Annotated in this window: 23 protein-coding genes; 16 read left to right on the top strand and 7 right to left on the bottom strand. The window is 56.3% G+C overall.

From position 1 onward, the window contains the following. Window positions 1-116: 116 nt before the first annotated feature. The 3 genes from EL26_RS03375 (at window position 117) to EL26_RS03365 (ending at window position 2633) form a co-directional block, all read left to right on the top strand. On the top strand, window positions 117-317 hold the full coding sequence (locus EL26_RS03375) for a cold-shock protein (protein ID WP_038084505.1): 201 nt from the start codon (window positions 117-119) through the stop codon (window positions 315-317). 211 nt (window positions 318-528) lie between these two features. Next, window positions 529-2088 (top strand): MDR family MFS transporter, encoded by a 1560-nt coding sequence (locus EL26_RS03370; RefSeq protein WP_038084503.1) that lies wholly within the window; start codon window positions 529-531, stop codon window positions 2086-2088. Then, a complete protein-coding gene (locus EL26_RS03365; protein WP_052035938.1) occupies window positions 2085-2633 on the top strand; it encodes a PadR family transcriptional regulator in 549 nt (182 codons plus the stop codon). The genes EL26_RS03370 and EL26_RS03365 overlap by 4 nt, the downstream gene beginning before the upstream one ends. Window positions 2634-2683: 50 nt before the next feature. Here EL26_RS03365 and EL26_RS03360 read toward each other — a convergent pair whose 3' ends face one another. Next, window positions 2684-5773, bottom strand: a complete 3090-nt coding sequence (locus tag EL26_RS03360) for an efflux RND transporter permease subunit (RefSeq protein ID WP_038084501.1) — start codon at window positions 5771-5773, stop codon at window positions 2684-2686. Between the two features lie 142 nt (window positions 5774-5915). On the opposite strand from EL26_RS03360, the gene EL26_RS03355 reads away from it, so the two are divergent. Genes EL26_RS03355 through EL26_RS03345 form a run of 3 tightly spaced genes read left to right on the top strand, consistent with a single transcriptional unit; the run spans window position 5916 to window position 7464 of the window. After that, window positions 5916-6461, top strand: a complete 546-nt coding sequence (locus EL26_RS03355; RefSeq protein ID WP_038084499.1) for a PadR family transcriptional regulator — start codon at window positions 5916-5918, stop codon at window positions 6459-6461. 41 nt (window positions 6462-6502) lie between these two features. Beyond that, window positions 6503-7156: a YjbE family putative metal transport protein gene (locus EL26_RS03350; RefSeq protein ID WP_038084498.1), complete on the top strand. Its 654-nt coding sequence runs from the start codon at window positions 6503-6505 to the stop codon at window positions 7154-7156. Between the two features lie 56 nt (window positions 7157-7212). After that, window positions 7213-7464 carry a DUF1292 domain-containing protein gene (locus tag EL26_RS03345; protein ID WP_038084496.1) on the top strand — a complete coding sequence of 84 codons (252 nt, stop codon included), beginning with the start codon at window positions 7213-7215 and terminating at the stop codon, window positions 7462-7464. 62 nt (window positions 7465-7526) lie between these two features. Here EL26_RS03345 and EL26_RS03340 read toward each other — a convergent pair whose 3' ends face one another. The 6 genes from EL26_RS03340 to rpsF all read right to left on the bottom strand — a co-directional run bounded on the left by EL26_RS03340 (window position 7527) and on the right by rpsF (window position 11250). Beyond that, window positions 7527-8090, bottom strand: coding sequence for an isoprenylcysteine carboxyl methyltransferase family protein (locus EL26_RS03340; protein WP_038084494.1), 564 nt, complete (start codon window positions 8088-8090; stop codon window positions 7527-7529). Further along, entirely contained in the window at window positions 8084-9154 is a 1071-nt protein-coding gene (locus EL26_RS03335; RefSeq protein ID WP_038084492.1) for a type III polyketide synthase, read from the bottom strand. Before EL26_RS03335 ends, EL26_RS03340 begins: the two co-directional genes overlap by 7 nt. Before the next feature lie 137 nt (window positions 9155-9291). Further along, the gene (locus EL26_RS03330; RefSeq protein ID WP_038084490.1) at window positions 9292-9525 is read right to left on the bottom strand and encodes a hypothetical protein; all 234 of its coding nucleotides are present in this window, start codon (window positions 9523-9525) and stop codon (window positions 9292-9294) included. Between the two features lie 217 nt (window positions 9526-9742). Then, window positions 9743-10540: an MltG/YceG/YrrL family protein gene (locus tag EL26_RS03325; RefSeq protein WP_038084489.1), complete on the bottom strand. Its 798-nt coding sequence runs from the start codon at window positions 10538-10540 to the stop codon at window positions 9743-9745. A 109-nt stretch (window positions 10541-10649) separates the two neighbouring features. Next, window positions 10650-10928, bottom strand: a complete 279-nt coding sequence (gene rpsR, locus EL26_RS03320) for a 30S ribosomal protein S18 (protein ID WP_038084486.1) — start codon at window positions 10926-10928, stop codon at window positions 10650-10652. 34 nt (window positions 10929-10962) lie between these two features. Beyond that, the gene (gene rpsF, locus EL26_RS03315) at window positions 10963-11250 is read right to left on the bottom strand and encodes a 30S ribosomal protein S6 (protein WP_038084484.1); all 288 of its coding nucleotides are present in this window, start codon (window positions 11248-11250) and stop codon (window positions 10963-10965) included. A 204-nt stretch (window positions 11251-11454) separates the two neighbouring features. Between rpsF and EL26_RS03310 the strand changes: the two genes are divergently transcribed. From EL26_RS03310 to EL26_RS03265, 10 genes are all read left to right on the top strand, one after another. Then, entirely contained in the window at window positions 11455-12405 is a 951-nt protein-coding gene (locus EL26_RS03310; protein WP_038084482.1) for an isopenicillin N synthase family dioxygenase, read from the top strand. Window positions 12406-12737: 332 nt separating this feature from the next. Beyond that, window positions 12738-13919, top strand: coding sequence for a hypothetical protein (locus tag EL26_RS03305; RefSeq protein WP_152559160.1), 1182 nt, complete (start codon window positions 12738-12740; stop codon window positions 13917-13919). A gap of 280 nt (window positions 13920-14199) precedes the next feature. Then, the gene (locus EL26_RS23370) at window positions 14200-15402 is read left to right on the top strand and encodes a WXG100 family type VII secretion target (protein WP_052035937.1); all 1203 of its coding nucleotides are present in this window, start codon (window positions 14200-14202) and stop codon (window positions 15400-15402) included. Between the two features lies 1 nt (window position 15403). Continuing rightward, the gene (locus EL26_RS23365) at window positions 15404-16135 is read left to right on the top strand and encodes a hypothetical protein (RefSeq protein WP_052035936.1); all 732 of its coding nucleotides are present in this window, start codon (window positions 15404-15406) and stop codon (window positions 16133-16135) included. A 17-nt stretch (window positions 16136-16152) separates the two neighbouring features. Continuing rightward, the gene (locus EL26_RS03290; RefSeq protein ID WP_038084479.1) at window positions 16153-16452 is read left to right on the top strand and encodes a DUF4176 domain-containing protein; all 300 of its coding nucleotides are present in this window, start codon (window positions 16153-16155) and stop codon (window positions 16450-16452) included. A gap of 19 nt (window positions 16453-16471) precedes the next feature. Beyond that, on the top strand, window positions 16472-16825 hold the full coding sequence (locus EL26_RS25300; RefSeq protein WP_038084478.1) for an arsenate reductase family protein: 354 nt from the start codon (window positions 16472-16474) through the stop codon (window positions 16823-16825). A gap of 148 nt (window positions 16826-16973) precedes the next feature. Next, the gene (locus tag EL26_RS03280; protein ID WP_052035935.1) at window positions 16974-18362 is read left to right on the top strand and encodes an MATE family efflux transporter; all 1389 of its coding nucleotides are present in this window, start codon (window positions 16974-16976) and stop codon (window positions 18360-18362) included. A 26-nt stretch (window positions 18363-18388) separates the two neighbouring features. Continuing rightward, complete coding sequence (locus EL26_RS03275; RefSeq protein WP_038084476.1) at window positions 18389-19426, top strand: PucR family transcriptional regulator; 1038 nt, start codon at window positions 18389-18391, stop codon at window positions 19424-19426. Window positions 19427-19530: 104 nt separating this feature from the next. Then, window positions 19531-20640, top strand: a complete 1110-nt coding sequence (locus tag EL26_RS03270; RefSeq protein WP_038084474.1) for an ABC transporter ATP-binding protein — start codon at window positions 19531-19533, stop codon at window positions 20638-20640. Window positions 20641-20713: 73 nt separating this feature from the next. After that, on the top strand, window positions 20714-22651 hold the full coding sequence (locus EL26_RS03265) for a glycoside hydrolase family 15 protein (RefSeq protein ID WP_052035966.1): 1938 nt from the start codon (window positions 20714-20716) through the stop codon (window positions 22649-22651). Window positions 22652-22670: the final 19 nt, after the last annotated feature.

Genomic DNA, 22670 nt, shown 5'->3' with positions numbered 1-22670 from the left:
TAAAAAATGTCTAGGAGACAGCCATTTGCCAATCTTGCTTCAACGGATGCTTGAAACAGAATTGCGAACAAGTGGTAACACCGCGTTCATCAGAACGCGCAGGAGGTATTTCACACATGCAACAAGGTACTGTTAAATGGTTCAACGCTGAAAAAGGCTACGGTTTCATCTCCGTTGAAGGCGGCGACGACGTGTTCGTTCACTACTCCGCAATCCAAGGCGAAGGCTTCAAGACCCTCGAAGAAGGCCAACGCGTTTCCTTCGAGATCGTAACCGGCAACCGCGGCGCTCAAGCTGCAAACGTTAACAAGCTGTAAGCTATCGCCTACAAATGTGAAAGGTCCTCGGGCAACCGGGGGCCTTTTTTCTTGCCCTTTTTTCTGAGAATGATTTCTTGTAAGAATATATTTTAATGTATTGCAATTTTACTTAATAACTGACTTTTGGCATATTTCTTTTTCGACTAAACATAGTAGGATAGACGTAGACAGGTACTCAAATTTGAATAATAAGATTGGAGGCTTCTTCATGAGTCAACCGCAAATGTCCAACCGCGGGCTGATCATCACCGCGATGGCGCTGGGGATGTTCATGGCTTCGCTGGACAACACGATCGTATCCACGGCGATGCCGACGGTCGTTGCCGAGCTCGGGCGTCTGGACATCTTCTCGTGGGTCTTCTCCGCGTACTTGCTGACTTCCACCACGTTTATCCCGATCTTTGGCAAACTCGCAGACCTCTATGGCAAGAAACAGTTCTACTTGTTCGGCGTGCTCGTGTTCATCCTCGGCTCCCTGCTCTCCGGGACGGCCGACTCGATGCAGCAATTGATCGGCTATCGCGCGCTGCAAGGCTTTGGCGCCGCCGCGATGATGCCGATCACGTATGCGATGCTGTTCGAATTGTTCCCTCGTGAACAGCGCGGGAAAATGCAGGGCATCTTCTCCGCGATCTTCGGGCTCTCGTCCGCCATCGGCCCGACCATCGGCGGCTACTTCACAGACTACCTCTCCTGGCACTGGATTTTCTACGTCAACATCCCGATCGGGTTGGTCTCCTTCGCCGTCATCTTCGTCCTCTACAAAAACCTCAAAACCCGTGATACCTCTCAGAAAGTTCACATCGACTACCTCGGTTCTTTCACGCTTACTCTTTCGATTTTGTCTTTGATGTACGCACTGGCTACGGCAGGTCGTCAGTATGAATGGGGCTCTTGGCAGATCATCTCGTTGCTGGCGGCCGCCGTCGTGCTGTTGATCGTCTTCTTGGCTGTGGAAAAGCGGGCGAAAGACCCGATCATTCCGCTCTATCTCTACCGCGACAACGGAGTCGTCTCGTCGAACTTCACCGCGCTTTTCCAGGGGGCAGTCTTGCTGGGCGCTTCGTCGTACATCCCGCTGTTCATTCAAGGGGTCATCGGCGGCACCGCTTCGAAGGCGGGCAATTTGGTCACCCCGATGATGTTCGGGTTGATCTTCGGCTCGGGGGCTTGCGGCGCGTTGATGCAGCGCTTTGCATACCGCCCGATTCAAATCGTCAGTTCGATCATCATGATCATCGGAGCGTGGATGTTGACCCGACTGGGTCTGGACACCTCCAGCTCCTACGTGGTTTGGGCGATGGTCATTTTGGGCCTCGGCATGGGTCCGCTGTTCCCGATTCCGATTGCGATGATGCAAGGCTGTGTCCGCGAAGACCAAGTCTCCATCGCGTCTTCGTTGATCACGTTCTTCCGCAACATCGGCATGGCGATGGGCGTTTCCTTCCTCTCGATCATCGTCAACACGAAGATCTCCAACACCACCGAAGCGGCGCTGCAAGGCACGAAATTGCCGCCGGAGCAACTCGCTCTGCTCAAAGACCCGCACTCGATCTTCTCGGAAGCCGGCCGGCAGAACATTCCGCAAGAGCTCTATCACAAGCTGCAAATGGCGCTCAGTGACGGCGTGGATCTGATCTTCTGGGCGATTCTGGGCCTTGCGGTCGTTTGTGTGATCTTGGGCTTTGTGGCAGGAGACCGCGGGGAACTGGGCTACCACAGACGCAAAGCGGCTAAACAGCAAGAACAGGGAACCCAATCGATGTGAGGGAAGCGCGAACCCCGGTCCCCCTGTTGATCCTCGGCCTGCTTTGCTCGGAAGACTTGCATCCGTATGAAGTGATGCAAATCCTCCGCGAGCGGACGATGGAGAGGGTGGTCAAGCTCAACATCGGGACGATCTACTACAACTTCGAGATGTTGCTCAAGCGCGGCGACATCGCGGTCAAGGAGGTCGTCCACGACAGCCGACGTCCGGACAAGACCGTCTACCGCATCACCGATCAAGGCCGGGAACGCTTCCAAGAGCTGTTGAAAAAGCAGTTCGAAAGCGAGTCGGTGCAAGTTCACCCGCTCTATCCCGCTCTGTTGTTTGCCCGCTACGGAGAGGTCGCGGCGATCCGCAAAGCGTTGCTCAAACGCCGCAAGCACATCGCCAAACTTCGCGACCAACTGGCGCAGGAGCTCTCGCGCACAGAGGAACCGGCGCATTGGAGCACCCTGCACATCCTCAAAAACGGATGGCTGCACCACCAAGCGGAGCTGGAATGGCTGGATGCGTTCTTGCAAGAACTGGACGAGAAACACCTTTAAACGAAAAAAGACGCCTCCACGCGGGGGCGTCTTTTTGGCGTCGTTTTTTGCTAGTGTGCCTGTTGGGTTTCGCGTTTGTGTTGACGACGGAAGAACAGTTCGTACATCACCGGCACGATGATCAGCGTGAGCAGCGTCGCGGTCGTCAAACCGCCGATGACGACGACGGCGAGGCCGCGCGAGATCAGGTTGCCCTCGGCGGCGGTGAACGCCAGCGGGAGCAGGGCGCAGATCGTGGCAAACGCCGTCATCAAGATCGGGCGCAGGCGGGTTTTGCCCGCTTCGACCAACGCTTGGCGAATCGGCATGCCGTCCCCGCGGTTTTGTCCGACGCGGTCGACGAGGACGATCGCGTTGGTGACGACGATCCCGATCAGCATCAAGACGCCGATCATCGCCGAGATCGAGACCGGTTCGCCGGTCAGGTAGAGTCCGATCAGCGCGCCGGTCGGGACGAACAGCAGCGAGGTCAAGATGACGAACGGGATGCGCGCTTGCCCGAACGTGAACAGCATCACGAGGTAGACAAGACCGACGGCAATGCCCATCGCGAGGCCGAGCTGCTCAAACGTCTTGGTCGTTTCGTCGGAGCCGCCGCCTGTGATAAGCGAGACGCCGTCCGGCAGTTTGACGTTGGTTTTTACATCGTTTTGCACGTCGGCCGACACTTTTTGCACGTTGTTGCCTTCGACGGTCGCAGAGACGCGGGCGAACACTTTGCCGTCGTTTTTCTGGATGGCGGAGACGGTGTCCACCTCTTGGACGGAGGCGATGTCGCGCAGTTTGACCGGGCCGTGCGTGCCGAAGAGGGTGAGGTCTTCGAGTTCGGCTTTGGACGCGAGCGGTTTGTCATACGACAGTTGCACGTCGCGGTCTTGGCCGTCGAGTTGCAGCGTTCCGATCGACACGGGGCGGGTTTGGTCGGCGGTGAGACCGAGCACGGTGTAGCCGGAGACGCCCGCCGCCGTCGCTTTGTCGTTGTCGATCTTGATCACCCATTGGCGCTGCATGTCTTGCAGGTTGGACTTGATGTAGCTGAGTTCCGGGTGTTTTTTCATCTGATCTTGCACCAAGTTTGCAGCCTCTTGCAGTTTGGCTTGGTCGGAGGAGTAGAGGTCGATGTCGACGTTGTTGTTGGTCGGCGGACCTCCGGTCGACATCTCTTGCACGGTGATCGTGGCTTTGTCGGACGTTTTGCCGACGATCTCCTTGATCTTGTCGCTCAGGATTTTGACTTCGGCGGTGGTGTCCGCCGTTTCGTTCAGGGAGATGTAGTATTGGAACGTGTTTTCCTTCTTCAGTCCCGTTGTGAAGTCGCGGGAACCGACGCCGACGAACACGCTTTGGATCGTGTCTTTGCGCTCGCGCAGCATCTTCTCCACGTCGAGCGACACGGCGTTGGTCTTGTCGATGACGGTGGACGCGGGGAGTGCGACGTTGGCGATGATCGTTTTTTGTTTCTCGTTTGGCAGGAACACGAAGCCGAGTTTGCCCGCCAGCGCGAACGAGCCGAGCAGCAGCGGGATGCAGATGACGAAGACCAGCCACTTGCGGCGCAGCGAGCTTTCGATGACACGGCCGTACCATGCTTGCAGTTTGCCTTCGCGCTCCTCGTGTTTAAGTTTTGAAAACGAGAAGTTCGCAAGCACCGGCGTCAACGTGATCGAGACGACGAGCGACGCGATCAGGGCGAAGACGATCGTCAACGCAAACGGCAGGAAGAACTCGCCGGTGACGCCGCCGACAAACCCGAGCGGGAGGAACACCACGATGGTCGTCAGCGTCGACGACGTGATCGCTTTGAGCATCTCGCGGGTCGCGGCGAGGGTGAGTTGTTTTTTATCGAGGCCTTCCGGGTTGTGCTTCAAGCGGCGGAAGATATTCTCGATGACGACGATAGAGTCGTCGACGACGCGCCCGACCGCGACCGCCATGCCGCCGAGCGTCATGATGTTCAGCGTGATGTTCGCTTGGGCGAGGAAGATCGAGGACACCAAGAGCGAGAGCGGAATCGAGAGCACGGCGATGATCGTCGCGCGGATGTTGCGCAGGAACAACAGCACGGCAAGCGAGGCGAACAGGGCGCCGAGCAACCCTTCGCGGATCAGGGACGAGACCGACTTCTTGATGCCGTCGGCTTGATCGAATACGATGGAGTAGTCGATTTTGTCTTTGAACTTGTCGAGGACCGTGTACGATTGGTCGACCACGCTGACGGTGTTGGCGTCTTGCTTCTTGGTGATCGCCAGGGCGATGGCGACCTTGTCATTGAAGCGCGTGATTTCCGGACGCGCCGTTTCGGTTTTGATCGTCGCGATGTCTTTGAGCAAGACAGGGGCCGGAGCTTGCTGACCGGCGCCCGCGCCCGGCATGCCGCCGGCCGTTGCCGTCGGAGCGGACGTTGCGCCCTGCACGTCGAGTTTGAGATTCTCCAGATCGGCAACTGTCGCCAGTTGCTCTTCCACGCGAATCGGGATCAGAATCGAATCGTTGACCACCGACCCGGCGGGCATCGAGACGAACTTGCTTTTGATCGCGTCTTGAATCTTGGACAGCGTGAGCCCGCGCTTGAGCGCTTCGGACTTGTTGACTTGGATGTTGACGAGTTGCGATTCCGTCCCGCCGACCGAGACGGAGTTTACGCCCGGGATCTTCTCCAGTTCCGGCTGGATGTCGTCCGCAAGCACTTGCTGCGCGTTCTGCCCGTCCTTGGCAAAAACGGCGGCGTTGAGCACCGGGAACGAACCGAACGAAAACCGTTCCACTTTCGGCTCGACCTTCTCCGGCAACTGGGCGTTGCGCAGAAGCGTTTCCACCTGTTGCGTGACGTCGTCCATCTTCGTCCCGATCGGGAACTCCAACTGGATCAACGCCATCGATTCAAATGACTGCGAGGACATTTTGTCAACGCCCTCGACGGTTTTCAGTTGTTTCTCTAAAACACTGGTGACCTGCCGATCCACATCTTCAGGCGATGCGCCCGGATAGACCGCCGAAATCGACAACTGCGGGAACTCGATGTTGGGCAGCAGGTCGACTTTCAGCGACTGGAACGAGAAGAGACCGCCGACGATCAGCAAAAAAGACAAGATAAAGATCGCCACCGGATTCTTCAACGAAATACGGGTCAAAAAATTCATGCGCTGGTTCCACCCTCTCCTCATCTGATGTACTATGTGTATAGTCACATATTGAAAGGCAATACTATCTTAGCATTGATGTGACAGCTTCGCAATGGATTTGTATAATGTTTGTATACATAAATAATAAAGGGGATTCTGCATGGCACTGCGCTACGCCGTTCTCGGCCTGCTTTCCAAAGAACATCTCACCGGCTATGATTTGACCCAAAAGTTCCACAGCCACATCTCCCACTTTTGGAACGCGCACCACACCCAGATCTACCGCGAGCTTCAAAAGCTGGAGAAGGAAGGGCTCGTCTCGTATGACCTCGTGCAACAGCACGAACGTCCCGACAAAAAAGTCTACACCCTCACCGACCACGGCCTGCAAGACTTGCTCGGCTGGATGGCGGAACCCCCGAAACCGCCCAGCATGAAAAACGAAACTCTCTTGCGCGTCTCGCTGTTTCATCTGATCCCGCCAGATCAAGCCGTTCAGTACCTGGAAGCATCGCGGCAGACGCACGTCGAAGTGCTGAACGCCATGAAACAGTGGGGAGAACTCCACCTCGGGTCTGCGGACGCGCCGCCGTCGTATGAGTTGATCGGCGAAACGCTGACGCTCGACTTCGGCATGCGTTTCATCCAGACATGGATTGACTGGTGCGACTATGCGATCCGCATGTTCCGCTCTTTCCCCGAATAGTGTAAGAACAGAGGACAACTTCCTTGGGGGGTGGAGAGTCGGTGCAAGAACTGTTTCTCGGCTTGGAAATTCTGCTGGTCTCCGCGATCCTGTCGGTGGACAACGCGCTGGTGATCGGCTTGGCGACTCGTCATCTTCCGGACAAACTGCGTCAGAACGCGATTTTTTGGGGCACGATGGGCGCGGTGGGCTTGCGCATCGTATTGTCGCTGGTGGCGGTGGTGCTGCTCAGCACGCCGTTTCTAAAGTTGATCGGCGGCCTCTTCTTGCTCTACATCGCGTTCAAGTTGCTCGGCGATCATGAACAGATGAAGGACATGCGCCGGGGCGGCGGTTTGATGCAAGCGGTGTATGTGATCGTGATGGCCGATTTGGTGGTGTCGGTGGACAACGTGTTGGCGATCGTCGGGATTTCCAAAGGCAACATGATGCTGTTGCTGTTCGGTATCTTGGTTTCGATTCCGTGCATCCTCTGGGGCAGCGGGATGATCGTGCGCTTGCTGACGCGCTTCCCGTGGCTGATGTTCGCGGGCGTCGCCGTGCTGACGTGGACGGGCTGCTCGATGATTCTAGAGGAGAACCTCGTCGCCGCTTGGGTGGAACCGTTGTCGTTGCCGACGTACAGCTTTCATATCGTCTCGGTCATCGCCACATCGGCGGCAGGCTTTTGGGCTTCGAAGCGCGTCGCCGCCTAACGCTTCACGAGTGACAAGCTCCTTTTCGGGCACTCTAGTCGTGGGAGGTGTTGACGATGATGCGAGATGTGATCGTGGTTCAAGACCCGCAGGGACAACAGCGCGAGTTTGGCGTGGAAGCGCTTTTGGAGATGAACGACCAAAGTTACGTCCTGCTCGTCAACGAGGATGACACGCTGCTCATGAAGGTCGAAGGGGAAGGCGAGCACCAAGAGCTCGTCGGCATCCCGGAGCCGTATGTGCTCGAATCCCTGCTTGACGCCTATTCCATCGCCGTCGAAGCGGCGCCGGCGGAAGGCGAAGAGTAACCTCCAGCAAAAAAGCCGTCCGTGCCGTGCGCCGGGCGGCTTTTTTGGCATGGGTTCGTTGTTTAGCGTTTGCCGAAGGGGTGAAAGCGCGGCAGGGCGCCCATCTGCTCGCCGTAGGCAGTCACTTCCGCCAGCGCCCGCTCTTCCGTCCGAATCCGCACGCGCAAGACGACGGCGTTCAGGAAGGAGAATACGAAGGCGGTCACGGGGGCTCCAAAGGCGAGCGGCAGGGCGAACAGTTCCAACGCGACTACGGTGTAGTTCGGATGCCTCATGAAGCGGTACGGCCCCCGGCACACCGGTTCGCTTCCGGGCAACACGAAGATGCGCGTGTTCCAAAACTTCCCGAGCGAGCGCAAAATCCAGAGCCGTAACACTTGGGCGAGCATAAACAATGCAAACGGCGCGAAGTACGGCGGCTGGTCCAACCGCCCGCGCTCCAGCACTTCGCCCGTTAACGACAGAAAAAACGCGACGTGCAACAGCACGATCCATCTGTAATGTTGCGCTCCGACTTCATACCCGCCGAGGGCGCGCATGTAGTGGGCGTTGCGTTTGGCGAGTTGCAGTTCGCCGAGGCGTTGGGCGACCACCAACGCGACGATGAGAAGAAACCAGTTTACCATTGGAGCAACACCTGCTCACAGGAGAAGCCGGGGCCAAGCGAGAGGGCGAGGCCGTGCTCTCCCGGTTGATGGGGTTTTTGCAGTTCTTGCGCGAGCACGAACAGCACGGTGCAAGACGACATGTTGCCGTGCGTGCGCAAGATCGTGCGCGAGTAGTGGAGCAACTCGTCCGGCAAGTCCAGCGCTTCTTGGTACGCTTGCAGGACTTTCATGCCGCCGGGGTGGGCGATGAACGCGCGCAGGTCGGCGCGGCTGAGCTGTTGGTCTTGCAGAAAGCGCTCGATCTGCGGGCGGATCTTCGATTCGACGATCGACGGGATGTCTTTGGAGAACACGACTTTGAGGCCTTCTTCTTGCACATCCCAGCCCATGACGTCCATCGTGTCCGGCCAGATCGTGGAGGCGCTGCCGAGGATGCGGGGGGCGTTTTCGGCGAGCTCAGGGTGTTGTCGGGCGGCGTCGTCTCCCAAGAGCAGGACGGCGGCGCACCCGTCGGCGAACAGGGACGTGGCGATCAAATTGCTCTTGGAGCGATCGCCGTGCAGGAACGTGAGGCCGCAGAGTTCGAGGGCGCAGACCAGAACGGTTTCGCCCGGGTGGGCGAGGGCGAGATCATACCCGCGCGCGAGACCGGCGGTGCCGCCTGCGCAGCCGAGTCCCCAGATCGGCGTGCGCTTGAGGTTTTGGCGCAGGCCGAGCTCGTTGAAGAGATGGGCGTCGAGGCTCGGGGTTGCGATGCCGGTGGAGGAGACGAACACGAGGTGGTCGATGTCCTCCGGGGCGAGGTTGGTTTTTTGCAAGCAGGCGCGGATGGCTTCGGCGGCGAGCTTGACGGCGTGAGTGAGGTAGAGGGTGTTTTTTTCCGCAAAGGAGTGAGACGCTTCAAACCACTCGATGGGGGCGGCGAAGTGGCGGGTTTCGATCTGCGCCGATTCGAAGACGGCCAACAAACGGTCGATGTCGCGAAACGCTCCGCCGAACAGTCGGCGAGCGAAGTCCCGGCATTGGTTTTGGGTGATGAGGTGCGGAGGAACGGCGGTTCCGACTCCAGCGATCACAGGCACGGCAAATCCTCCTCAATTTTCCATTCTATTGAGGGTAGTATGCGACAGGGGAAGGGGAATGATGCGCAAAAAGGCACAAGTCCCGGCGGGGTCTTGTGCCTTTGCTATTTTGATGCGTGTTGATGCGTGTGAAGAGATTAGTTCAAGATGGAAGCCAACTGGCTTTTGGTGACCATCGACATCCGGACTTCCGTAAACTCCTCGCGCAGCGCTGCCACTTCGACTTGAACGACGTTGAGCTTGTGGTCGAGGCGCTGGATGTCCGCCTTCACTTGTGTCATGTCCGTTTGAAGCTGGGACACCATGCCGATGAGGTGGTAGAGCAAGTCTTCCGTGGTCGGTTTTTGTTGTGAGTTGTCGGCGGCAAACATGGTAGCAATCTCTCCCTTGACGTGTTGGTGGTGAAAAACAGCCCCCGTACAGGCGGGACGTATCGATGCGAAACTTCCAATTCGGGTGGAGAGAGTCACCCTGTGCCCTAATACTAGCAGAGAATTTACACGTGCAGCAACACTCGATTTGTTATAAACAGTTGCCAAAAAACCGCCGTTTCGCATTCAACGGCGGTTTCCCAAACTCGGTGATGCCTCAATTCTGGAGCACTGAAAAAAGCTCCTCCTGCGACATCCCTTTCTTAAACGCGTATGTCTTCGGCTTGATCTGCGTATCAATCCCGCGCTCCGTCAATGCCTGACTGAACGCCGCTTTATCGTCGATCAACCCTTTGTCCTTCATGAAACTGAGCAGATCATCCAGCGGCGCGCCATCGCCCAGCGTGAACTCCAGCGTCTCGGCGGTCTTCGCAGTCGAACCGGCCTCTTTCGCCGGAGCTTTCGCATCTGCACCCGCTGAAGCGCCCGCAGCCGGAGTCGCCTCTTTACCACCCAGATTCTCTTCGTACTGCTGCTCAGTCATCACGACATAGCCTTTCGCCTTCGCTTCTGCGACCAGATCCCCAGAGCCGGTCCCCCAGAACACGAACGTGACCACGGCGGTCAGAACCGAGCCGATCACCCCGCCAAACAGCAAGCGGTTCCACTCTCGAAAGCGCGTCTGCAACGCTTCAATATGATGCAGCGCCCATTCGTCGCGGTAGTACGCAAACGTCATCACACATGCGACGTTCTTCACACGAAACCGAACGGTAAACAAATTCTGCCCCAACGGAGTCTGCCCGGAACGAATCACTTTCCCGTTCGCGGCTCCTTCGATCAGCAGGCGTTCCAATTCGAGGTCGTCTGCCGGCAAATCTTGAATTCCTTCACGTAAAAACGCAACCTGCTTGTCCGAAAACAACCCCATCGGCAGGTCCGGGCATCCAAGCTCTCCCATCGCGGTTCGTAACGTTTTCCCAACTGTATCCTTCAACAAATCGATGTTTGTCATCTCTTCATCCCCCCAACTACACATTACGACAAGGAGCGACAAGTTCTGAGGGTGAGCCTATAAAAAAAGGAAGTGACCCGTAAGCCACTTCCTCTTTCCAATTCACATCTTAGACTTCGCTGGTGTACGGCATCAGAGCTACGACGCGAGCGTTCTTGATCGCGACGGTTACAGCGCGCTGGTGAGCTGCGCAGTTGCCGGTGATGCGGCGCGGCAGGATTTTGCCACGCTCAGAAACGTAACGGCCAAGACGGCCGATGTCTTTGTAGTCGATGTGGTTTACTTTGTCGACGCAGAAGTTGCAGACTTTGCGGCGCTTGCCACGACGCTTCTTGTTGAAGCCGCCGCGCGGTTCACGATGTTCGCGTTGTTCACGTTGTTCAGCCATGATTCGTTCCTCCTCGTTGTTCCGGAATTTGGGATTACTGTTCTTTGACGGTGGTCAGGTAGCGAAGTACGTTCTCGTCGATCTTGAGCAGGCGCTCAAGTTCAGCCGGAGTCGTGGTGTTCGCTTCGAAGTTCAGCAGCGCGTAGAACCCTTCACGGTTCTTGTTGATCTCGTAAGCGAGACGGCGTTTGCCGAGCTTCGTGGTCGGAAGAACAGTGCCGCCTTCCTTCGCAACGACGCCTTCGTATTTCTCGATGGCTGCATCGCGAGCAGCTTCTTCGAGGTCCGCTTTCAGGACCAGCATAGTTTCATAGGCTCTCATCGTTAGCCCTCCTTTTGGACTGTTGGCCCCTGTATAGGAGCAAGGTAAAAACACAAAACTTAGTATAACAACGAAACCTCGCAAATGCAAGTCCTACTTTTTTTGCAAGAGGTCAGTTGTCAGACCTCTTCCCGCCGTGCTACATTATTAATGGAAAAGAAACAACGAAACCAATCGTAAGCGCTTACAGCTAAGGAGGCCGCCATGAGCAAGACGATTATCCGCACCTTAAACTTGAAAGATTTCACCCACGGCAAGGCGGAAGAACGCCGTCGTTTCGCCGAAGAATTCGCAGCCGGTCTGATGGATTGCGGTTTCATTATCCTCGAAGGTCACGGGATCGACCCGAGTCTGATCAACCAAAACTACACCAACATCGAGAACCTGTTCGGTCTCGACCTTGAGAGCAAGAACAAGTACGGTCAAATCTCCGGCGGCCAACGCGGATACACCGGATTTGGCAAAGAACACGCAAAAAACCGCACCGTCGGCGACCTCAAGGAATTCTGGCACGTCGGCCAAGAGCTTCCCAAAGGCCATGCTCTTTATGAAGACTACCCGGAGAACGTCTGGCCGGAAGAGATTCCGAACTTCCGCAAAGACTCGCTTTCCTTCTACCGTGAACTCGAGCGCGTTGCCCGCAACATGCTGGAAGCGCTGACGATTCACTTCGATCTGCGTCAAAACTTCTTCTCCGACATGATTCACGAAGGCAACTCCGTCCTGCGCATGATCCACTACCCGCCGCTTGAGCCGCACATGGACCCGGAAGCGGTGCGCGCTGCGGAACATGAAGACATCAACTTGATCACCCTGCTGTGCTCGGCGACCGCTTCGGGTCTGGAACTGCTGACCCGCGACGGCGAATGGCTGCCGGTCGAAGCGGAAGAGAACCAAATCATCGTCGATGCCGGCGACATGCTCTCCCGCATCACCAACGAAGTGATTCCGGCGACCACGCACCGCGTCGTCAATCCGAAGGGGGAGAACACCTCGCGCTATTCCATGCCGTTCTTCGTCCACCCGTACTCCTCTTGCGTGCTCGACGTCATCCCGTCCTGCGTGACGGAAGAGAACCCGCAGAAGTACCCGGCGATCACCGCCGGCGGCTTCCTGCACCAACGTCTGGTCGAAATCGGTTTGATCAAAAAATAATCAGGCACGCACATGCCGTCCGGACTCCGCGCGCTCGAATTCCTCGCACCAACGCGCGGCAGACAAAAAAGAACACCAAGCTGCTTAAATGAGCAGTTGGTGTTCTTTTTTTGCTTGCGGGCAGAGTGGCGTTATCGGGCTTGTTTCAAGGATTGACGCAGGGTGTTTTCGCAGATGCGGTTTTGGATGAACGCGAGAATGAGGGCATTTTTCGATTGAGGTTTTTTCATTGGGCTGCACTCCCTTATGTAGTCTGTTGCTAGAAGTCTATGCCCGATTTTGCTAGATTATACATATTCGAGACAGAAAGTTTGGGGTATGGGGGGAAGGTTTTGGCGGAGAAGAAAATTCAATCGGGGTACTTGGCGGGATACCTTCAGAAACGAGAAGACATCAAACCGCATCTTCCGCTGCTGTTGGTCGTGTGGACAATGGATCTCCTCTTGGTTCCTCTGTTGTTTATCCAGCCGGTGGCGCGGTTGTATCTGGATCTGTTACTTCCGCCGATCGTATTGCTGCACGCATTTGCGATCTGGCTGTGGATGCATCGGGAGCGCAAGGAACTGTACACGTTGTTTAACGGATTGTATGGGTTTGTGGCGGTATACGGAATTTGGGTGTTGGAGCAGAAATTCAACTATTACTTCATTGATGTTCCGTTTCCGCACTACTCGGTGGTGAGTTTGCTCTGGTATGCGGGCGGTGTTTATTGGATCTATCGCGGGCATGTGCGGAGAGCGTACACGAGCAAACTCTACAAAGAGGGACGGAGCTTTGAGGCATTTCCGTACCGAGGGATCCATTTGTATATCGGTGCCGGGATGTTGGCACAGCTCTTGATGTATCAGTGGGTAGGGAATCCGGGTATCGAGCTGGTGCTGGATATGTTCTGGGGCGTCGGGTTTCTCATGACGGATGCGGCGGCGGAAGTGTTCCGCTATCGGCTGATGAGGCAGCATCCGGAGTATGTGAGGTTTGGCAGACCTTGGGCGAAGGCGGAATCCGAGCCTGGGGAGGAAGGGATGCCGAGCGTTGCGAAGCGGCTTCGTTTTGCTTATGATCCCGGTGCGCAGCGGACTGTTCTCGTGACGGTGCTGTTGCTGCTGGATCTTTCGTGGCTTCCGGTGGTGATCTGGGCTCCGTTTACCTATTTCTGCTTTTGGTTGACGGTGCCGGCGCTGGTTGTCTTGCACGTTTTGGGGATCGGCTTGTACATGACGGCAGGTCGCCAGCGGGTGGGAGCCAAGTTGTTCCAAGGGATATTGGGGGCGGTTGCTTCGGCAGGGTACCTGATCCTCACGATGAAGCTTGTCTATGATTTGCAAGGGATGAGGACGCTGTGGTATTGCTACCTCGCCGGAGGGGTGTATGTGCTCCTGTGGGTTTGGCGTTGGCGAGGGGCTGAAACATACCGTAAGTACCTCTACGCTGCGGGCCTTGTCGTTTTTGGGGCGCACGGTGTTTTGGGGGGGGGGGGATGTACGGATGGTTTGCGGGAGCGTATCTCTTCTTGACGTTCTGTTTACAGACGACGGCGCTTACGAATTTTCGGGAGTACAAGTGGATGCGGCAGAACCCGGAGTGGATCATGGAAGCTGCGGCGGGGCTGTCAAACGCCGCGAAGACTTCAAAAAGGAAAAGGAGAAAGCGCCGATCTTACTAAATTTCGCTAACGTTCCTCGCTGTTGCAGCGGGGTATTTTTTTGAACAGTGTTTTTATAGGAGTTCCTAAATAGGTAAAATTTTGCTATATTCAAGTTAGATTACTGGTTGTGTTGTTGGGGGTTGGATGTGATGACACGTATCTCAGACACGTATGCGATTCGAAACGGCGCCTATCGCTTTGGCGGGGCTTCTCAAGATTTTGCCGCGAAAGTGACGCGGTTGAAGGGGCATCAGACCCAGACGATGGAGGAATGGAAGGGTACCGCGGCGCTCCGTTTTTCGGCTGTGTCCGATGTCATGTTCGAAGATCTGCGGACAGCAGGAACGATTTTTGAAAAAATCGCCGGGACGTTGAATGCGTTGGCGGGACAGTTGGATCAGGTGAACAGCTTGATTCAACAGTCGGAGAGTTTGCAAGGAGAGATCGACTATCTGCATCATTGCATCAACAGCACCGATGATCCGGAACGGAGAGCTTCCTATCGAAGCGATCTTCATTATTACCTGAATCGCCGCGCTGCGCTCGTTGCCGAATCGCAAACGATTGAATTCCAAGCGAACAAAAGTGCCGAGGACTCCTTTAACGATCTCTCGGGTATGGTGGAGAATTTGCATTGTTTCAAATCGTATGATGAAGCTTTCAATATCGACTGGTCGGCTCCTTTGGTAGGTTTCTCGAAAACGGTTGCTAACGCAGGGGGCTTGAAGGATGTTGCTAATGGGTACGCAGATTACAAGAAAGGGTATGGTGCCAAACGTTATAAATTAAAGAAAGGTACTTTTTATGAAATCAATAATCCGCAATTGAAAGGTATCGAAGGGCATGGTACTTACACGCCCAAATCTCCAAATTATCGACAGGCGATGACAGTTGCAGAACCTAGAGTTGTCACGATGCAAGCCATGAAAGATATCAAAGGATTCGGCACAGCTATGGGATATGCAAGCATCGCGGTTGATACAGGGACTCATCTCTATGAAAACATTCAAGAGGGCAAGAGCACGAGTCATATTGTCGCGGAAGCCACTGTAGATGTCGGAGTTGGTGCAGTTTCGATGGCAGCAGCGACGTATACCGGTGCTGCGATCGGGACAGCGATTGGAGGCCCGATTGGCACGTTGCTTGGAGCCGTTGGAGGTTTCGCTGTCGGGTATTTCTGCTCATTGATAACCGACGGAACTTATGTGAATGGCAAATCGATCGGCGATCATATGAAAGACGGTTTGGAGGAAGCGATCGACTCAGTCGGTAATTTGACAAAGTGTGGCTGGGATGTGCAAAGCAGCGTGTATCCTCCAGGAAGCTATATGTATTACCAAGGAGGGTATTGACATGAAAAAACGAGACGCTGATGAACTTGCCAAGTTTTTTGATATCAGCAAAAAAGAAGCGAACGACCTTGTCAAATCTCTCAACTCCAGCACAGTGGATATCAGTTCGCTGTCTGAGTTTCTAAATCATTCGCTCCCTCTCTCCTCTTTGCGTGGTGCCGTAATTTTCTTTTTGGTGTTTTTTGTGGACATCTTAATGTTGCTGTTTATTTATGCAGATCCTTATGTAGAACTCTACCGCAATCTCTTGGTGCCGCCCATCATTCTGCTACATCTCTTCGCCCTCTGGATCATCATCAATCCCAAGAAACGTCAGATTGCCTCTCGCTTGTATTTAGGCGTATTTGCTGCCTTTGCTTCTGTTGGCTATCTTGTATTGATTCAGAAGTTTCTCTACTCGGGACAGAATTTGCATTCGCCATTCTACGGGATTGTTTTCGTTGTAGGGGTACTATTAGGGCTGGTTGCAACCTGCTCTTACGTTGTAGGGAAAGTCAAACGGGGCACTTTTTTTGATGGGGGAGTCAACTATAAACTAATAGTCAGCTTCAGCTCGATTGGCGTATTGGTAGGCCATGTTGTTTATTCGTTCTTCCACTGGCAAGGGGCGCTGCTTGGAGTCGGTATCTTGTATCTCATGAGCCTTGTGTGGATGGCCTTCGCGGTCGTCATGATCTACCGCTACATCCTCATCCGTCGTCACCCTGATCTTTACATCGAAGAAGACTACTAAAAAGGAGCTGCACTCCCATGACCCAACAACTCGAAACCGACTACCTACCGCTTGGCACTCTCGTCCGCCTGCACCGCGGCACCAAGCGCCTGATGATCTACGGACGCTGCCTGAACAAAGAAGAAACCGGCGAACAATTCGACTATGTCGGGGTACCCTATCCGGAGGGGTTCATCAACCCGGAGAAAACTTTCGTCTTCAACCACTCCGCCATCGAAGAAATCGTCCATCTCGGTTTCACCGACGAAGAAGAAGTCATTGCTCAAGAACTTCTCCAGCGCCATCGCAAAATTGTACTCGAAGTTCCTGCAGAATAACCAAGAGGAGGCCCTGCCCTTGATCGAAGTCATCTACCACCCGACCTGCTCCAAGAGCAAAAAGACCCGCGAGATTTTTGCCAACACGGAAACGGTCGAGCGCAATTTGGAAGAAAACATGCTCACCGCCGCCGAAATCCTTGAAATTTCCCGCACCCTCGGGCTGACCGTCCAAGACCTGCTCCGCCCGAACTCGCCGGTGTACCAAGAGCGCAAGGACGAACTCTACGCGATGGACGAGCAATCTCTCGCCGAACTGATCGCCACCGAACCCACGCTGGTCAAACGCCCGATCGTCAAACATGACGGGAACTTGATCCTCGGCTTGGACGAGGAAAAATTTGCGGCATTGACCCGCGCAGACCGCGCATAGGATCATAAGCAAGTATCCGACAAGTCACCTTCTGGGTGGCTTTTTTCTTCGACATATTTCCGGGGAAATAGCGAATGCAGATACCCGATGTGACAAATTCCGTGTATACTGGGGTTGCCTTACTTCGGACCTAGAAAGGTTGAGATTCTTGACGAAAACAGGAGAAACGGTGCGCAAGTTTTCGTTGTTTGCGCTGACCTGGCCGATTTTTATTGAGATTACCCTGCAGATGTTGATGGGCAACGCCGACACGCTGATGCTCAGCCGCTTCTCCGACAATGCCGTCGCGGCTGTCGGGGTCGCCAACCAACTGCTCGGTATTGTCATCGTGTTGTATGGTTTTGTCGCGATGGGGTCGGGGATTGTCGTCTCGCAGTTTCTCGGAGCCAAAGAACCGAAAAAAGCGTCGGAAGTCGCTGTCGTCGCCATCGCCGTCAACTTGATTTTCGGCTTGCTGATGAGCGGCGTGCTGTTCCTGTTCGGCGATACGTTCTTGCGCTGGATGGGCCTGCCGCCCGAACTTAAAGACTTCGCCATGCCATTCATCCACATCGTCGGCGGTTTCTCGTTCGTCGGCGCGGTGATGATGACGATCGGCTCGATCGTCCGCAGTCACGGCTTCACCCGCGACGCGATGTATGTGACGATCGGGATGAACATCCTCAACGTGGTCGGGAACTACTTTATGTTGTTCGGCCCGTTTGATCTGCCGGTGCTCGGCGTCGCCGGGGTGTCGATGTCGACCGCGTTCGCCCGCACCGTCGGGTTGATTGCCATCGCGATCTTGCTTTATAAGCGGGTCAACGGCGACCTGCCGTTTCGCGCGCTTCTCCATTTCCCGCGCTATGCGCTCACGAGCATCTTGCGCATCGGCGTGCCGGCTGCGGGCGAAAACTTGTCGTACAACGCTTCACAAGTGTTGATCACGTACTTCATTTCCTCGCTTGGCACCGCCGCGCTCACGACGAAAGTGTACACGCAAAACATCATGATGTTCGTGTTCCTGTTCTCGATTGCCGTCGGGCAAGCGACGCAGATCATGGTCGGACACTACGTCGGAGCCGGACAAAAAAACGAAGCGTACAAAGCTTGCATGCGAAGCCTCAAAGTAGCGCTCGTCGTCGCAGTGCTGATGGCGGGAATCTTCTCGCTCTTCCGCCATCAGTTGCTCGGGCTGTTCACCACCGACCAAGGAATCATCGAACTGGGGTCGAAGTTGATTCTCATGACGCTGATCTTGGAGCCGGGTCGGACGTTTAACCTCGTTGTCATCGCGTCGTTGCGCGCCGCGGGGGACGCGAAGTTTCCCGTTTACATGGGCATCCTGTCCATGTGGAGCATCTCGGCGGGACTTTCGTATCTGCTCGGCATCCACTTTGGCATGGGGCTGCTCGGCATGTGGATTGCGTTTGCCGCCGACGAGTGGTTCCGCGGATTGTTTATGCTTTGGCGCTGGCGTTCCCGCAGATGGGAGAAGATGGGCTTCGTCACGTCTTCGAACTCTCCGTCTGAAGGAGTGGAAGCTGCCGTATCTTAAGTCTCCGAGTCGCAGGAGGTTTGAATATGCTCGACAACAAAAAGTTGGCGGAAATCTTACTTCCATACGGCACGGTCGAAACAGGCCATTCCCAGGCAGGGGAATGGCCTCTTCGCCGTACCGGGCACTGGCAGATTCCGTTGGACGGGCAGTCTGTCCTGCTCGTCCCCGAAGTAAACTTGCCGCCCGCCGTCGGTGCTCTGCTCGACCTAATGCTTGAGGATCGCGGGGGAGAGCGCGGCGTGATCGAACGCTGGCTATCCGGCGCGGACGAGCCCGACCCCGCCGTCCTTGCAAACGCATTGGAAACATCAGGTTGGCAGACTGCTGCCGGAGCATGTGTGATCACCGTCGAACGCGATTCTGCCAGCGGGGAGCCGGCTGATCTGGCTGACGCTGTCGAGATGTTACGTGAACTCGTCAGCGTCGAGCCCTGCGCCATCGCCACCGATGGGAAAAAACGAATCTATCTGCTCTTGCCTGCGCAGGAAACGAACGAAACACCTGGGAGCGGGCGTCCTCGTGTCTTGGCGAAGGAGACGTTGGAGCCGTCGAATACGCAGGAGATGATGGAAGGTTTGTTTTTTTCCGAAGAGCTTTCCGGATGGTTGGACACGTTGGGAGCGGAATTGTTCTCGTTGTTTCGCGCCGGTTTTTCCGCGCCCGTCGAGACGTGGAGCAAGTTGCCGGATGCGCGCCGAGAAGCGCAATTTGCGCTCGACGCCGGACGTCTCTATCGAAGCAAGGAGCGGGTGCACGACTTCCGCAAACTCGGGCTTTCGAGGCTGTTTCACGGATTGCCTTCCGACATCCAAGCGCAATTTCTCCAAGAGGTGTTGCCGGAGGATGTGTTTGCCGGGCTTTCATCCGAATTGCGCGAGACGGTGTTTGCGTTTCTGGAGCACGGGCAGCAGGTGGCCGACACCGCCCGTTCGCTGTACATCCACCGCAACACACTGCTCTACCGCCTCGACCGCATCGCAGAATTGACCGGGTACGATGTTCGCCAACCTTTGCAAGCGTGGACGCTGTGGATGGCGCTGACGTTGCGTCGGGCATCTTGACCAAAAGCGGAGGAGAGGTTTTGTTCAAGATGCCCAATGGTAGAAATGTCCGCTAAGAGCTACACTACAAGTACCAAATACATGGAGCGAGGAGTGACCTCCCAATGGCAAAAGTAGAGCTCAAACACGTATATAAGCGTTACACCGGCGATGTGGTCGCGGTGAAGGACTTCCATTTGGATATTGCGGACAAGGAATTCGTCGTCATGGTCGGCCCGTCCGGCTGCGGCAAATCGACCACCCTGCGCATGATCGCAGGTCTGGAGGAAATCTCCGACGGCGAGCTGTGGATCGGCGACCGCGTCGTCAACGACGTGCACCCGAAGGACCGCGACATCGCGATGGTTTTCCAAAACTACGCGCTGTACCCGCACATGAACATCTATGACAACATGGCGTTCGGTCTGAAACTGCGCAAGATCGACAAGAAAGAAATCGACCGCCGCGTTCGCGAAGCTGCGAAGATTCTCGACATCGAGCACCTGCTGGACCGCAAACCGAAAGCGCTCTCCGGCGGTCAACGCCAGCGCGTGGCGCTCGGCCGCGCCATCGTCCGCGAACCGCAAGTCTTCCTCATGGACGAGCCGCTGTCCAACTTGGACGCGAAACTTCGCGTACAGATGCGCGCGGAGATCGCGAAACTGCACCAACGGCTGCAAACCACCGTCATCTACGTTACCCATGACCAGACCGAAGCGATGACGATGGGCGACCGCATCGTCGTCATGAAGGACGGCATCATCCAGCAAGTCGGCACGCCGCAAGAGATCTACAACCACCCGAACAACGTCTTCGTCGCGTCCTTCATCGGCTCTCCGGCGATGAATTTCATTCGCGGCGAGCTGACCGAAGAAGCGGGCGTGCTGTTCTTCCGCGCACCGGGCCTGAACGTCAAGCTTCCGGAAGGCCGCACCGCCACTCTGAAGGAAGCGGGTCTCGTCGGCAAAACGGTCATCCTCGGCATCCGTCCGGAGCACATCCACGACGAGCCGGTCTTCTTGGAAACCTTCCCGGATTCCAAAGTGGACGCAAGCGTCGAAGTCGTCGAGAACCTCGGCTCGGAGTCCTATGTCTACCTGCAAGCGGCGGGTCAATCGATGGTCGCGCGCGTGGCAGCACGCAGCGAAGTCAAGCCGGGCATGAACTTCACCCTGGCGCTCGACATCGACAAGATCCACATCTTCAACGCCGAGACCGAAGTTGCGATTTTCTAATCTGCATCGAGAGTCACTCCCCCTGGACGGAGGGGTGACTTTTTTTATGCGAAGTTCATAAAGGGAGATGACCATGACCGATATCCAATCCAAACCCTACCTGATCGATTCCGTGATCGGCAACGGACGCATTCTCGCCTGCTTGACGGCAAGCGGCGAACTGGTCCGCGCGTTCTGGCCGACCATCGACTATGCCCAACATATCAACAAAACGCAAGCCGCCCTGCGCCTGAACGGCGCGGGCGAACTGCACGTCTTGAACGGCGGCGCGTTTGTGCACGGACAGCGTTATGTCCCGGATACCAACGTGGTGGAAACGACGTACTCTTCGACGGGGCTTCCGGTCGGCGTTGTGTCGTACGATTTCGCGGCGGCCGATTTGGACGTGATCGTGCGTCAGTACCACGTGACCAACAACGGGTCGGAAGCGTTGGACGTCGATCTGCTGTACACGACCGACTTTCATATGGAAGAGAGCCCGATTTACCAATCGGTTCTTTATGACAACCAAACGCACGCGATCGGCCACTACCGCCGCAAGTATTGGGCGTTGATCGGCGGGGCGGATCGACCGTTCGGCTTCCAAGTCGGCAACGTGGCGCAGAGCTTGCACAACCGCCGATTGAACGGCTACAGCGGCCCGGCGACGACGCTCGGTTCCGACGGCGCGCAAGTGTTCACGGCGACCTTGCAGCCGGGGGAGACCGTGCAGTTCCCGATCTTCATCGCGTTCGGTCACAACCGTGACGAAGCGGCGGCGGCGCTCACGTCCGCGCGCGTTATCGGCGCGGACGGGCTGCGCAAACAGGCAGAGCAAGCGGCGGCCGACTTCCTCGCGCGCGGACGCCGGATTGCCACGGGCATCGAGGGCGTCGATACGATGTACCGTCGTTCGCTGCTCGTCTTCTCGCTGATGGCGGACGCGGTGTACGGCGGCTTGATCGCGGCGCCGGAATTCGACCCGTTCTACACGAAGTGCGGCGGCTACGGCTATTGCTGGGGACGCGACGCGGGCTACATCACCACGGCGATCGACATGGCGGGCTACCACGACATCGGCCGCAAGTTTTACGAGTGGGCGATGAAAGCGCAAGACGCGGACGGCTCGTGGGATCACCGTCACTACATGAACGGCGACCTCGCGCCGGCGTGGGGCTACCAAGCGGACGAACCGGCTTCGATCCTCTGGGGCATGTGGCAGCACTTCCTGATCACCGGCGACGAAGAGTTCCTCAAAGTCTGCTACCCGTCGATGGAGCGCGGGGCGGAACATCTGCTGGCGACGTTGGCGGAGAACGGCATGCCCAAAGCGAGCATGGACTTGTGGGAAGAGCGATTCGCGCAACACACCTACTCGTCTGCTGCGGTGGCGGCGTCGCTGTTTGCCGTCGCGGATGCCGCGAAACATCTCGGACACGGGGAGCAAGCTTCGCGGTATACCTCCGCGGCGGAAACGATCCGCGGCGAAGTCGAGAAGCTGTTCAACGTGGAGAAACAAAGCTGGTACCGCGGCGTTAACCTCTTTGTCCCGGAGCACGAATACAACAAGCGCAAGGAAGCGGGACTCGGCGTGCACACCGTCCAAGACGAGCATGGCTATGACCGTTTCGTTGCAGACTATGATACAATTGTAGATGCTTCCTTGCTTGGAATGTCGTACCCGTTCGCGCTGTTTGACGCGGAACATCCGTCTGTGACGGCGACGGCGCAAGCGGTGCGCGAACTCTGCACGCAGAAGGGCGTCGGCGGCATTCGCCGCTACGAGGACGACCACTACGCAGGAGGCAATCCGTGGGTACTTTGCACGCTGTGGCTGGGATTGGACGCCAACCGCCGCAACGACGGTGAAACCGTGCAAGAAGTGCTCGAATGGGTGCTCGACAACCAGACGGCGACCGGCCTCTTGCCGGAGCAAGTCGACAAGGATCACGGCGGCCCGGGCTGGGTCGTGCCGCTGACTTGGTCGCACGCGATGTACGTGCTGACCGTGTTGGAGCATTACGGCAAGTAAAAAACAACGCCGCATGGAA

The sequence above is a fragment of the Tumebacillus flagellatus genome, assembly GCF_000714935.1.
Lineage (GTDB): Bacteria > Bacillota > Bacilli > Tumebacillales > Tumebacillaceae > Tumebacillus > Tumebacillus flagellatus.
The sequence above is the reverse complement of the archived record's forward strand: the minus strand, read 5'-3'. Positions and strand labels throughout refer to the sequence as shown.